The following is a 13,964-nucleotide window of genomic DNA, read 5'->3' as shown; positions in this document are numbered from 1 at the left end:
CGGCTGCGGGACGGATGGGAGGACCTCGATGTCGTTGGCTTCGAGCTGGCGGCGCATGTTCAGCAACGCTGCGACACGGCGGATGTCGGAGACGAAATCGAGCGCGAGGACGCGTTCCTTGCCCTCCCGCAAGCGTAGGCCGCGGCCGAGCTGCTGGACGAAGATGCGCCTGCTGTGGGTCACGCGCGCGAACGCGAGGATGTTCACGTCGGGGACGTCGACGCCTTCGTTTAGGATGTCGACTGCAGCGAGGATCGGCACTCGTCCTGCACGGAAGTCGAGAAGCCGTTGCTGTCGCTCGCGCTTGTGCATGCCCGCGTGGAGCGCTGCTGCGCCCGCCCATTCCGGGAGCTTGCGGAGCAGATGCTCCATTCGCTCAGCGTGTTCGATCGTCTGGCAGAACACGATCGCACGCGGGGATGCCGTACCGTTCCATGTCTCCTTGAGCGCGTCGACGACCGCCTCGTCGCGCTGGGTGAGGAATAGCCGCGAGTTAAGCTCCTTAATCGAGTAGTTGTTGAGGCTAGCTTCGCGCACGACGTCCCAGTCGATGTTGTCGACGAAGAGTCGGTAGTCCACGGTGGCGAGATAGCCGCGACGCATGCCGTCCTCGATGCCGAGTTTGAAGCTGGCCGCGCCGAACCTGCTTTCAATGTCGTACTTGTCGCCTCGCCAAGGCGTCGCGGTGACGCCGAACTGGAGGCTGTCCTTCAGCTCGTCGAGCAGACGGTCGTACTGGCCGTCAGCGCCGACGTGGTGAGTCTCGTCGATCATGACGAGGCCAGGCCTCCACCCACGCAGGACCGCGCCGAGCGCGCTGGAAGTCGTCGCACAGGTGAGGCCGGAGCGCGACGTCGGCCGGTCGTCCCCGGTGAGGATCTGCGTCGGTACGCGCTTGGGCAGGTGCCGCCAGAGTGCGCGTTCGAGCTGGTTGACGAGTTCCTTCGTGTGGGCGACGACGAGGACGTCCTGATCGGGGTTCTCCCGTAGGTAACGGCCGACGATCTCTCCGCCGACGACAGTCTTGCCCAGGCCGGTCGCGAGGATCAGCAGAGCGCGCCGGCGGGACTGCAGATCGGACCAGAGTGCCGAGACTGCGGCATCTTGGTAGTCGCGCAGGACGATCGGGCCCCTTTCCGTCGCAGCGTCGAAGAGCCCCTGAAGGTCCTGCCCGTTCCAGAAGTCGACCGTGCGTCCGAGTCGGAGAAGCTCGGTGGCGCGCTGCTCCGCGTCCGACGAGGGTTTGGTGTTCGTCACGACAACGGCTTTGCTAGCACCGTAGTGCTCGAAAGCGGCGGAGACCTCTTCGACTCCGGAGCGATCGACTGCGCCCTTGTTCTTCCACTTCGTCTGCAGAACCCATAGCTCGCCATTGAACGTTCCGAGGAGGTCGCCTCCGTGGTCTCCGGGGCCGTCGATGTTCACCACGTCGCGGAATCCGAGCAGGCTCATGAGCCGCTCGACCTCGCGGGTGAATCGGTGCGGCCCGCCATCCAGCAAGCGCCTGGGTGCGAGGAAAGAGGTCACGCGGCGTCCTCCTCTGCGGCCTCCACGATCTCCTGGGAGAGGAGGAGGCAGGCGAGCCGGCCGCGCTGGAGTTCTTCGGGGCTACGCCGCGCAGGGACGTCAGCGAGCGTCGCGACGTCGCTGAGAAGGTCGACGACGCGGTCTGCGGACGCGCGCTTGGCGGATGCCGTGCCGAGCGGCTGGTATGAGCTGCGGAACACTCGGCCGTCCAGGAACCCCTCAGGTCGCTGCTCGACCAAGTGCACCAGCGCGGCGCCGGGAACGTAGCCGACCCACTCACCGGATGCGGTCACGTCCTCCCAACTCGACGATCCCCCTTCGACGGCGAACAGCCGCTCTGCGGCACCTTGATCGTCTGCGGAGAGCAGGCCCCAGTAGCCAGCAGCATTGCCTGCGACGACCGGTTGCATGGCCTCACGGATTCGGTTGAGAGTGCGTGCCGCGAGATCGGTGAGAAAGGGCCCGGCGATTCGATGGTCAGGCAGACACCTGTCCTTGAGGTCGGCGAAGATCGCAGAGATCGCGCGGCTGGAATTGTCGCGCACCCGCAGGAAGTCCGCCAGCTCGATCACGACGAGGTCGCGGGTGTCGACGGCGAAATCGACGAAGATCGGATGCTCGGCGTCGATGAAGACATCGACCTGCGTCCCCTTGCCGGAGGCGACGTACACGGGTACGGGGCCGCTGTCGTTCGGGCGCGTGATGCGGTGGCCACGCACCAGCCACGACCGCACCTGGAGCGGAGCACCGTGGCCGGGCAGACCGAAGCTCGCGTCAAGGTCTGGGAGCGGCGTAGCGCTGGAGCGCCACTTCGCGCGCCGATCGTCCTCACTCTCGACGGGCGTCGGCGGCGCGGTGGGCTTCGCCGGTGTCGCTGGCGCACTCGGCAGCAGGCCCTTGGTTGCGAGTATGTCGCCGCCAGAGTCAGTGCCGGCCGCCGGCGGTTCTTTGGCGGCCGCTTTGAGCTCCAGATGTTGCTCGGCCGCCTGATACCACTTCTCGTCCGTCTGATACCCGGGGTCGCCCTTGCGGAACTTATCCGCCCACTTTCGGGCGAGTTCGTGCAGGGGAGCAGTGCCGTTGCCGGGGATCAGGTCCTTGAGTCCCGGCTCGTTGGTGCGATAGCCAGTAAAGAGCTGCGCAAGCGGCGACGTGTTAGGACCGTATCCGAGACGCTGCCCGATCTTGGGACGTAGAGGGCCATCGCCGCGGAGAACGCGGACGACCCGCTTCCACTCCGGCGTGTCGTACTCGAAGGCGTTCTTCTGGTAATTCACGCGCACATGGTCGACATGGATCTCTCCGACGATCCGGCCGAGACCTCGGGGGAACTCGATGGGGTACTCGATTTCACTGCTGCCGGTGGGGTCGTCGGGGTCGTCCCAATTGAACAGACTTCGGTTGCGGACGAGGATTTTGCGGCCGTTTCGGATGAAGTCGATTCCAAAGTCCGAGGAATGGATATAACGCTGGATTCCGACCCATCCCCAGATGCGCCGTTCGCGTGTCTCGACATGTCCGCTGCCGCAGTATTCGCAGATCGACTCGCCAACTTCCTGCCACGCGCCGCAATCCATACACACGCGACGCTCCGGCAGTCGCTCATCGATGTCAAAAATGGCCGGGATGCGCTCGTTGTTGCGGACGACGAACCGGCTCTCGTCCCAGACGCAAGGCAGCCTCGGCTTGACCAGTTCGCCGTCGACTATGAGGCGGAACCCCCGGGTCGATAGGAGGTAGCTGTAGATATCGCCGAGGATCTGCTTGATCTTCGACTGCCCCCTGCTGACGGTCTGGTGGTGCTCTTGCTTGAGATTGCGGATGACGATCTCGGTGCCGTGCTCGCCGCTGGTGCTCTTGGGCTCGGTCACCACGGGTAGCGTGAAGTCGGTGCCTGCGGCGAGCGCCTTGAGGTCGATGGTGACGACGGTCCAGTGGGGGTCTCCCGCGCGTGCGGTGCGGACGACCGCGACCTGCCCTAGGCGGGCGGTGGCGATGTTGAAGCCGACACCGAAGAGCCCGAGCTGCCCGAAGCGGTCGTTGCTCGTCCATCCTGCGCGCAGCGCGTTGTTGAGCTGGTCGAGAGTCATCCCAGGACCGTTGTCCTTGACCCAAACCTCGCCGTCCTTCGGGCTGCTGTTGCGTGCTGGAAGCGTCACCCAGACGGTCGGCGCGCCGTCCTCCGGCGGAGTGCGGAGGAACTCGTCGAAGGAATTGTCGACCAGCTCGGCGATGCATTGCCAAGGCGCGAACTCGATGTCGCCGAGGACGCTGAGCAGTCGCGGGTGCGGCTGCACGTTGATGGTGTCCGGAACCACGTCGGTCACGCTCCATCACCTCTCTCATCCGTGGCGCGCTCGTCCACGACGAGTGAGGCTGGCGATGGGCCGGCTCAAGGCCGAACGACGACCCCGCAGACCCAAGCCTACCGAGAGCCGCAGACATCGCTGTTGTCCCGAAGACCGAGAGTTCCTTTCGTCCTGGCCTAGTCGAGAAGCGAGGCCCCCCGGACAGGCGTTGCAGGTGGCGGAGTGGGAGGCGCCGGTGGCCTGGACAAGCCGGTTCCTACCAGTCCCAGTCGGGGTACCGAGACCAGGACCGGGACGACGTTGGCACTGGGTTGTGTGCCCGTGGCGATGACGCCGAAGGTTCCAATCGGCGTAACAGGCCAACCCACGCGTGTTCTCCGCCGCGTCGCACGGCGGGCAGACACGCTCAGCTCCTAGCCGTCCTCCACGGGGCCGAGGGCATGGATCAGGTGCGAGACCCTCTGCTGGTCGGGCATCGGCCAGTAGAGATGCTGCGGCTCGAACAAGCAGTGCAGGGCGCCGACAGCGCCAAGCTCCTCGACAAGATCCAGCGGGGTAACGAGCAACAGGCCGAGGGACGCCAGGTCAGTGCGCACCGCATCCACGGGTGGACGAGGCGGCACACCTCGCGGATTTCCGAGACTCTCAGCTCACTTCACCGCGCCGGAAGTGATGCCCGAGATGATCTTGCGCTGCGCGATGACGAAGACGACGAGCAGCGGCAGGCTCATGAGGATCACGTAGGCGAAGATCAGGTGCCAGTTGTCGAGATAGAGCCCGGCACTGGCGACCTGGAAGAGGTTGAGCGGCAGGGTGTCGAGCCGCCCGCCGACGACGAAGAACGCGTAGAAGACGTCGTTCCACACGTACAGGCAGATGAGGATCGTGGCGGTGGAGAGCACGGGCACCAGCAGCGGCAGGATGATCGTGCCGAAGACGCGCAGCGGGCGGGCGCCGTCGACGCGGGCTGCCTCCTCGAGTTCGTGCGGGATGGTCCGCACGAAGCCGGTGACGAAGAAGATCACCGTCGACATGTACATGCCCATGTAGACGCCGATCATGCCGATCGCGGTGCCGGCGAGGCCGAGCTGGCGCAGCAGCAGCACGATGGTGACGACGGCCGGGGGCAGCACGATGCCGCTGATCGCCAGGGCGTAGAGCACGGCGTAGCCGCGGGTGGTGCGCCGGGCCAGCACCCAGGACGCGAGCGAGCCGAGCACGAGCACGCCGATCACGGCGGGCACCATGATCAGGAGGCTGCCGAAGAAGCCCGCGGGCACGCGCCCCTGGTCCCAGACGGCGGCGAAGTTCTCCAGGTACTGCCACGTGGAGGGCAGGGACAGGTTGGGGTTGAGCGCCTCGGCCTGGGTCTTGCCGGCGGTGACGACGACGATCCAGAGCGGCATGCCGATGAGCAGGACGACGGCGAGCAGCGCCGCGACGGGCTGCACCCGGCGCCAGGCTCCGGTCCGCCCGCCGGTCGGTCGTCGGACGGCGCGGATGCGGGTGATCGGGTGAGCGGTCTGCGTGGTCATAGGACTTCCTCCCGCTTACGAAGGGTGCGGATGACGGGGAACGCGAGGGCGACGACCACCACGAACAGCACGAGGCTCATCGTCGTGGCCTGCGCGAACAGCCCCTGCCCGAAGGTCCGGAAGATGAAGATGTTGAGCAGCTCGGTGGTCCGGGCCGGGCCGCCGCCGGTGGTCGCCTGCACGATGTCGAAGCCGTTCATCGACCCGAGCAGCGCGGTGGCGACGTTGAAGGTGATGGCCGGCGCGAGCAGGGGGAACCGGACGTCGCGGAACGTGCGCCACGCGGAGGCGCCGTCGAGGCGGGCGGCCTCGAGCACGTCCTCGTTGATGGTCTTCAGGCCCGCCAGGTAGATGAGCATCGACAGGCCCATCCACTTCCACGAGTGGATGAGCGCGACGACGACCAGCGTCCAGGTGGTGCTCCCCAGCCACGGGATGGTGACGTCCGTGCCGAGCACGGTGCTGAGGATCCCGTTGACCGCGCCGTCCGGCTTGAGCATCGCCTGGAAGACGTAGCCGACCGCGAGCGCCGACATGATCACCGGGACGAAGAACATGACGCGCGCGAACCGGTTGACGCGGGTGTCGCGCTCGAGGAGGAGCGCGAGCAGCAGCCCGAACAGGTTCTGGAAGATGGCGACGAGCACCGCGTAGACCAGCGTGATCCGCAGCGACGCGAGGAGCGTGCCGCTGCTGAGCAGGTCGGCGAAGTTGCGCAGCCCGACGAACGAGATCGAGGCCTTGAAGCTCGACCAGTCCGTCAGCGCGTAGACGAAGTTGAAGATCGTCGGGACGAAGAAGAACACGCCCAGGACGACGAAGGCCGGCACGAGGAACCACGCGGGGTGGTTCTTGCGGGTTCTCTCGTCCCTGCCGGGCGCTGCGCGCCGGGGCTGCGGCGCCGGGCGGGCCGGCGCGCCTGTGCTGAGGGTCGCGGTCATCGGTGCATCACCTTTCGGCGGCGCCGGGGCGGACGGGTGCCCGCCCCGGCATCACGGCTCGGCTCAGAGAGCGGGGCTCAGAAGCCCTCGACGCCCTGGGCTCGGGCGAGCTGGGCGAACTGGTCCTGGGTCTGCTGGGCGACCTGCTCCGGCGTCGTGGATCCCTGGATCATGTCGGCCAGGTAGATGTACAGGTCGGGGTTGGCCACGGCCAGCGACTGCATCGACCCGACGGAGTCGGCGAGCGAGGCGTGGACGTCCTGGAGTGCCTGCGGCACGCCGTCGGGCGTGGGCACGTCGGGCTGCAGGGAGACGGTCTCCCGGTCGGCCACGAAGTCCGCGTAGCCGTCACCGAGCCAGAACGACAGGAGCTGACGCGCCGCGGCCTCGCGCTTCGCGTCCCCGGTCTTGAACGCCACGAGCGCGTTGGACTGGTCGGGGATCACGGTGGCGACGTTGCCGCTCGGGGAGATCGGGAAGAACCCGATCGTCTCGTCCAGCTCGGCGGTGTCGGCCTTGGCCTGCAGCTGCCCGAAGAAGGAGTTGACCTGCACCGCCATGGCGGCGTCGCCGGCGAGCAGCGCGTCGGCCTGGTCCTCCAGCGTCGCGGTCTTGATGTCGTCGTTGAACATCCCGTCGTCGATGAGGCCCTGGTAGGTCTCGATCGCGCCGAGGATCGTCGGGTCGGTGAACGTCTCCTCGCCGGTGTTGACGCGGTCCCACAGGCCGTCGGCCGCGGCGTCGGCGAGCTGCACCTGCACCCACCACTGGGTGGCCCACCGGTCGCCGGCCATCTCGAAGAACGGGGTCTCGCCCTCGCCCTTCAGCGTGCGGCCGAGCTCGACGAACTCGTCCCAGCTCGTCGGGGTGTCCTCGATGCCGTGCTCGGCGAAGACCTTCTTGTTGTAGTAGACGCCCTGCACCGCCGGGCTCGTGACGAGCGCGGCGTACCGGGTGTCGTCGAGGGTCCCGGTGATGTCCTTGACTTCGGGGCTGTACGAGTCGAGCCACGGGGCGTCGTCGAGCGGCTGCAGGTTGGTGGGGGCGTTGATCGCGGTGAGCATCGACGCCGTCGGCTGCCAGAAGGCGAGGTCCGGCTTGTCGCCGGTGGCGACCTTGGTCTGGATGCCCTGCTCGTACGGGTCGGGGATCGTGACGATCTCGACCTTCGCGCCGGTGGCCTCCTCGAACGCGGCCGTGACCGCCTCGGGCACCGTGTTGGAGTTCTGGGCGGCCCAGATCGTCAGGGTGGTGCCGGTCAGGTCGGCGGTCTGCTCGGGCCAGTCGGCGGCCTGGGTCTCGCCCGCGTCGGCGCCACCTCCTGCGGTGGGGTCGCTGCAGCCGGTCAGCGCCAGCGCCGCCACGGCCGCGGCGGCGGCCGCGCCGGTCAGATACTTCCTCATATCAGCTCCTCGGAACTCGCCCGTCGTCAGCGATGACGGCGGGACCTGGCTCGACGACGGTGGTGCTACCGCGCGTCCTGATGGCGGATCTTCAGTACTCGTGCGCCGGGCTCCCCCGAGGCCGCGCGCAGCCTCAGGTGCCCGTCCTCGGTGTCCACCTCGAGCCCGGACGCCGGGCCGTCGGCGGGGTAGACCGCCTCGACGGTGCCGGGCGGCACCGGGACGGAGATCTCGCGTTCGTGCCCCCCGCGCCACCAGACGGCGAGCACGGTCTCGGTCGGCGTGGAGCGGCCGACGGCGACCCAGGGCGACTCCCAGTCCGGGAGGCCGAGCGGCCACACCGGCACCGCGTCGCGCGCGGCGTCGTCCCAGGCCCGCGAGGCGCGCACGCCCTCGGCCACGAGGGCGCGCTGGCGGGCGGTCATCCCGTCGAGCTTCCCGGACAGGTAGAGGCGTCCGGACAGGCCGGTCACCATCGTGAAGACGATCTCCGCGTCCGACATCGACGGCTGCGGGTAGGCCCAGTTGCCCGCCTGCTCCGGCAGCACGGCCATGAGCGCGCCGGCCGCGACGGGCGGGTAGCGAAGCGGCTCCTGCTGGTCGGTGGTCGACTGGAGCTCGAGCCGGGACAGCAGCCCGTTGTCGGCGCGCATCGCCCCCGACGCGCAGTTCTCGACGACCAGTCCCGGGTGCCGCGCGAGCACGCCGTCGAGCCAGGTCAGGTACGCGCGGGTGTGGCGCAGCAGTCCGTCGCCGACGCTGTCGGCGTCCCGGTCGGTGCCGGGGCCCGGCGTGACGTTGTAGTCGAGCTTGAAGTAGCCCACGCCGTGCTCGTCGATCAGGCGGTCGACCACGTCGTCGAGGTGCTTGCGCGCCTGTTCGTCGCGCAGGTCCAGCAGGTAGCGGCCGTGCTCGACGATGCGCGTGCCGTTCCGCTGCAGGAACGCGTCCTCGGGGAGCTGCGCGGCGAGCGGGCTGCGCACGCCGATCACCTCGGGCTCGAGCCACAGCCCCGGCACCATGCCGGCGGCCCGGATCGCGTCGAGGACGCGGTCGAGCCCGCCGTCGGGGAAGCGCACGTGCGACGGCTGCCACTCCCCCACGGAGTCCCACCAGTCGCCGCCGTCGTCGTACCAGCCGGCGTCGACGCAGAAGTAGTCGGCCCCGGCCTCGCCCGCAGCCGCGATCAGCGGCAGGAGCTTGTCGGTCGTGGGGTCGCCCATGAGCGTGTTCATGTAGTCGTTGAAGACGACGGCCCCGGCGGCGCGGGCGGGACGGCGGTCCGCGCGGCGGTGGCGGGTCAGCTCGCCGACCGCGGCCTGCCAGTCGCCGTCGGCCCAGGCGACCGACACGGGCACCGAGGTGAACTCCTCGCCCGGCTCCAGGCTGCGCAGCCAGGCGTGGTCGGCGTCGGTCGGCCCGAGCAGGCCGAGCACCAGCACCTCGCGGTCGTCCGCGGCGAGCCGGACGCCGAGCTCCGTCCGCCAGGGCCCGGGGTGCTCGACCTGCCACGCCAGGCTGGCCCCCGCCGTGGTGAGGACCCCGGCGGCCGGGTGCTCGCCCGACGACCAGGTGCCGTGGCTGACGACCGCGCGCGCGCCGCGGGAGTCCTGGCGCTGGTGCGACGTCAGTCCGAGCGCGGGCAGGCCGGTCTGGCCCCGCACAGGTCGGGAGGACCACCGCCACTCCCCCAGCCACTCGCTGTCGCCCTCGATCGACTGGACGTCGTCCAGCGCGTCGGGGCCGCACGGGTCGGCGAGCATGAGCGACGACACCGCCTGCAGCTGGACCGTCGCCGGGCCGGTGTTCCGCACCGTCGTCCAGGACTGCACGGACGAGCCCGCCACGCGGGCGCGGAGGACGGAGCGCACCTCCAGGCCGCTGGCGTCGTCGCGCTGCACGACCTCGAGGCGCTCCCAGCCGGGCTCGCCGGCCACCTCGTGGCCCACGTACCTCAGCCGGGCACCGATCTCGGTGGCCGTGTTCCGCAGGTTGGCGGAACGGTGCCCGTACCCGACGGCGAGGACCTCGACCAGCGGCTGCACCGCCGGGCCGGGCTGTGCCCCCGCAGGGACCAGGGACACGGCGACCGGGCCGTCCTGGGGGCGGCGCACGGCCAGCCGCAGGGCGCCGTCACCCCACGTCATCAGCTGCTGGCCCTCGTCGGCCCGATCCGGCATCGCTGCCTCGCTTCCTTCGCCACCATGGCGCGTCGTCGATGACGCTATGAAAGCGTCGATCATCTGAGAATGCAAGCCGCGACGGCGTCATCGCGGGTGAGATCTGATCGCCGATTTCAGGGCACGACGTCGACACGACGGCGCGTGCAGGCCGTTCCCCTACGCCGTTCGCCCAGGTCGCGGCACCCGCGGTCGTGCGCCTAGCGCGACGCGCGCCGCCCGGTCGACTGCCGCACCACGAGGTCGGGCACCATGCGCACCGACGGTCGAGGCTCGCCCGCCTCCATCCGACCGACGAGGAGGCCGAAGACCTGGTGGCCCAACCCCACGAAGTCCTGCCGGACGGTGGTGAGCGGCGGCACCCACAGCTGGCTCAGGGGGTGGTCGTCGAAGCCGATGACGCTGACGTCCCCGGGGATCGAACGGCCGGAGTCCACCAGCCCCTTCATCACCCCGATGGCGAGCTCGTCGTTGCCCGCCAGCACCGCGGTGGCGTCGTCGTCCCGCGCGAGGCGCACGCCGGCGTCATAGCCGGCCAGCGGGTCCCAGCCCGCGCGGATCACCGGGGGCGGCTCGATCCCGGCGTCGCGGAGCGCCTCGCGCCACCCCACCATGCGCGGGCTCTCCACCCCCACGGACGGGATCGCCACGTGGTGGACGGTGCGATGCCCCAGGTCGAGGAGGTAGCGCGTCGCCTGGGTGGCCGCGTACCGGTCGTCCATGTAGGCGTGCGAGATCGCCTCGTCCGACGAGCCGCCGGACGCGGCGGCGACGGCGGGCAACCACGACGGCATCTGCGCGAGGGCCGCCACGCCGGGCGGGTCGAACTCCAGCACGACGGCGCCCGCGAGCGGCTGACCGAGGGCGTGGTCGATGGCCCGCTCGACCGTGGCGCCGTCGGCCGTCTCCACCACGGAGATGACGACCATGTACCCGGCCTGGCGCGCGGCCTCCTCGATGCCCTGGATGGTGGCCGCGTACCCGTAGCGCGTGGTGTTGCCCGCGAAGACGGCGATCATCGAGCCCGCCTGGCTCGCCAGCGACCGGGCGGCCCCGTTGGGGCGGAAGCCCAGCTTCTTGACGGCCGCCATGACCCGTTCCCGCCGCTCCGCGCTGACGGGCACGGTCCCGTTGAGCACGCGCGAGACGGTGGGCACCGAGACGCCCGCCACGCGGGCGACGTCGGCGATGACGGGCGGCTTCACCCTCGGAACCTGGCTCACGCCGCAAGGTTACGCGACCGGCGCCACCTCTTGTGGTCGAACGTGATTCACGCTTTCATGGCTCACGGCGCCCGACATCGACCGTCCAGGCGCTATCAGACCTACGAAGGAGTGGATCGTGCCCCAGCCACGTGAAAGCGTGCATCAGTTCGGAGTCCGACGAGGCGCCGTCGCCGTCGCCGCGGCCGCCGCGCTCAGCCTCTCCGCCCAGGCAGGATGGGCGGCGTCCGCCACCGACGAAGGAGAACGCCCCGTGCCCGACGTCCTGTCCGTCGACTTCGCGCAGACCACCGGCGCCTTCCGCGGTGGCGCCACCGGGACGCTGTACGGCTTCGGCGACGACGGCGTGCCCACGCAGGCGCTCATCGACGGTGCCCGCATCACCAACTCGTCCCAGAAGGCGCCGTACGGCACGCAGCACCCGAGCGGCGACGCGCTGACGATCGAGGACGGGTTCTTCGCCAAGCACGGCCAGGAGCTGGCGATCTACATCCAGGACTACTACCCCGACTGGTCGTACAACGGCGGCAAGCGCCCCGGCGACTCCCGCACCTACGACCAGGCCACGGGCACGTACGTCGACGAGCCGAACGGCGTGTGGGACTACCTCGAGATCGTCGAGTTCGTCACCGAGGCCGTCGCCACCCAGTCCGACCACCCCGAGAAGTACCTGTTCATCCCGTTCAACGAGCCCGACGGCGGCAACTGGTACCCGGACTGGCCGGGGCAGAAGGACCAGTTCCTCGCGGACTGGCAGGCCACGTACGAAAAGATCCAGGAGGTCTACGACCGGCACGGGCTGGGCCACGCCCGGATCGGCGGCCCCGGGGACACCCGCTGGCAGCCCGAGCGGTCGGCCGACTATCTCACCTATGCGAAGGCCCACGGCGTCCTGCCGGACGTGTTCATCTGGCACGAGCTCGGCATCGACAACCTCGCCACCTTCCGCTCCCACATGCGCGACTACCGGCAGCTGGAGCAGGACCTCGGCATCGACCCGATCCACGTGAACATCACCGAGTACGGGATGCTGCGCGACATGGGCGTGCCCGGCCAGCTCGTGCAGTGGCTGTCGATGTTCGAGGACGAGAAGGTCGACGCCCAGACCGCCTACTGGAACTACGCCGGGAACCTCTCGGACAACACCGCCCGCGCCGGCGGCGCCAACGCCGGCTGGTGGATGTTCAAGTGGTACGGCGACCTCGAGGGCAGCCAGACCGTCCAGGTCGACCCGCCGCACCCCGACACCGTCGACACCCTGCAGGGCATCGGCGCGATCGACGAGGACGACCGCCGTGCGACCGTCCTGCTGGGCGGGACCGACGACGACGTCCGCCTCGACCTGTCGGGCCTGGACCGCCGTACCTTCGGCCAGAAGGTCGACGTCGAGGTCCGGGAGGTCACGCTGTCCGGGGCGCAGGGGCTGGCGAACACCCCGCGCGTGGTTCAGAGGCTTGACGGCGCCAAGGTGCGCGACGGCGGGCTGGAGCTCGACCTCGACCCCTACGACCGGTACGCCGCGTACCAGGTCGTCGTGACGCCGGCGCGGGGCGCCGACGCGGCGCCCGAGGTCTGGACGACGAGCATCGAGGCGGAGGACACCGCGCTCACCGACGCCCAGGTCTACGAGCAGGACCCGCAGGGCGGCGGCGGCTGGAAGTTCCTCGCCTCCGGCGGCCGCGACGTCGGCTCGTTCAACAAGGCGACGTCCCGCGCCGACTGGACCGTGACCGTTCCGCGCGACGGCACCTACCGCCTGCAGGTCATCGGCGCCACGCCGGGTGTGCCCGGGCGGCACGCGCTCTTCGTCGACGGCGCGCTCGACCAGCCGGTCCAGTACACCGCCGACCTCGCGCTGACCAGCGCCCAGAAGTGGCAGTACCGCGGCAGCACCGAGGTGCAGGTCGAGCTCGCCGCCGGGGAGCACGTCCTGTCGCTGCGAGCCAGCGAGGACGGCAGCACCCTGCTGCCGAACGCCGACATCACGCTCGACAAGCTCGTCCTGACCGACGTCAGCGACGGCGAGCCCACCGCCTACCCGGCGAGCACCATGCGTCTGGCCGGCGGAGCCCGCCTGGACTGGGACCGCGGCAACGCCCGCGGCTTCGCCCGCGTCCAGGGCGAGGGGCAGCGAGCAGAGGTGTACGCCACCGCGATGGAGTCGGGCTACTACGACGTCACCGTGCGGCACACCAGCACGCGGGCCTCGGACCTGACCCTCACGGTCAACGGTCGCGCTGCCGCGTCGTTCGGCGTCCGCGGGCCCGGCGCCTGGACCTCCACGGCACGCGTCCACCTCGCCGAGGGCATCAACGAGCTCGAGCTCGCCTCCGACGCCGGGTCGTTCGTCGGCTCCGTGACGACCACGCGCGCGCCCGACGACGCAGCCGTCACCGTCCAGGCCGAGGACGCCGCGCTCCACGGCACGGCCGTGGTCGCCACGAAGTCCGCGGCGTCGGGCTCCAACGCCTCGGGCGGCAAGGTGGTCGAGTGGCTCGGCGACGGCGCGGAGAACTACCTCGAGATCGCCCGTGCTGCCGGCTTCGACGCCGCCGGCGACTACGACGTCACCGTGCGGTACGCCAACGCCGAGCTCTCCGGGAAGCACGACTACAACCCGCAGGTCGTCGACCGGGAGCTGCAGGTCACCGAGGGCGACGCCGTCGCCGGGGCCACCCACTTCCGGTACACGTTCTCGTGGGACAGCTTCTGGGAGCGCACCGTCCCGGTGACCCTCGCGACGGCGGACCGGCCCCTCCGGTTCGGCAACCCCGACGCGTTCGCGCCGAACATCGACGCGATCACCATCGCGCCGCTCGTCGCCGGCGAGCCGTCCACCCAGCGGG

The 13,964-nt window shown here is 69.8% G+C and carries 9 protein-coding genes; 1 reads left to right on the top strand and 8 read right to left on the bottom strand.

The features are described from left to right. From ACFWEK_RS10145 to ACFWEK_RS10110, 8 genes are all read right to left on the bottom strand, one after another. The coding region (locus ACFWEK_RS10145; RefSeq protein WP_430553969.1) for a DEAD/DEAH box helicase family protein at positions 1–1,527 on the bottom strand (1,527 nt) is incomplete at its 3' end. Then, a complete protein-coding gene (locus tag ACFWEK_RS10140) occupies positions 1,524–3,854 on the bottom strand; it encodes an ATP-binding protein (protein WP_430553968.1) in 2,331 nt (776 codons plus the stop codon). The genes ACFWEK_RS10140 and ACFWEK_RS10145, both read right to left, overlap by 4 nt. 395 nt (positions 3,855–4,249) lie before the next feature. Next, positions 4,250–4,441 (bottom strand): hypothetical protein, encoded by a 192-nt coding sequence (locus ACFWEK_RS10135; RefSeq protein WP_430553967.1) that lies wholly within the window; start codon positions 4,439–4,441, stop codon positions 4,250–4,252. A 45-nt stretch (positions 4,442–4,486) separates the two neighbouring features. After that, on the bottom strand, positions 4,487–5,371 hold the full coding sequence (locus tag ACFWEK_RS10130; protein WP_430553966.1) for a carbohydrate ABC transporter permease: 885 nt from the start codon (positions 5,369–5,371) through the stop codon (positions 4,487–4,489). After that, complete coding sequence (locus ACFWEK_RS10125) at positions 5,368–6,312, bottom strand: carbohydrate ABC transporter permease (protein ID WP_430553965.1); 945 nt, start codon at positions 6,310–6,312, stop codon at positions 5,368–5,370. The genes ACFWEK_RS10130 and ACFWEK_RS10125 overlap by 4 nt, the downstream gene beginning before the upstream one ends. Before the next feature lie 77 nt (positions 6,313–6,389). After that, positions 6,390–7,715 (bottom strand): ABC transporter substrate-binding protein, encoded by a 1,326-nt coding sequence (locus ACFWEK_RS10120; protein WP_430553964.1) that lies wholly within the window; start codon positions 7,713–7,715, stop codon positions 6,390–6,392. A 65-nt stretch (positions 7,716–7,780) separates the two neighbouring features. Further along, on the bottom strand, positions 7,781–9,895 hold the full coding sequence (locus ACFWEK_RS10115; RefSeq protein WP_430553963.1) for an alpha-galactosidase: 2,115 nt from the start codon (positions 9,893–9,895) through the stop codon (positions 7,781–7,783). A gap of 200 nt (positions 9,896–10,095) precedes the next feature. After that, complete coding sequence (locus tag ACFWEK_RS10110; RefSeq protein WP_430553962.1) at positions 10,096–11,118, bottom strand: LacI family DNA-binding transcriptional regulator; 1,023 nt, start codon at positions 11,116–11,118, stop codon at positions 10,096–10,098. A 139-nt stretch (positions 11,119–11,257) separates the two neighbouring features. Here ACFWEK_RS10110 and ACFWEK_RS10105 point away from each other — a divergent pair. Continuing rightward, the coding region (locus tag ACFWEK_RS10105) for a hypothetical protein (RefSeq protein ID WP_430553961.1) at positions 11,258–13,964 on the top strand (2,707 nt) is incomplete at its 3' end.

This window comes from Isoptericola sp. NPDC060257 (assembly GCF_042726645.1).
Taxonomy (GTDB): domain Bacteria; phylum Actinomycetota; class Actinomycetes; order Actinomycetales; family Cellulomonadaceae; genus Isoptericola; species Isoptericola nanjingensis.
This window is presented reverse-complemented; position numbering and strand designations above follow the sequence as displayed.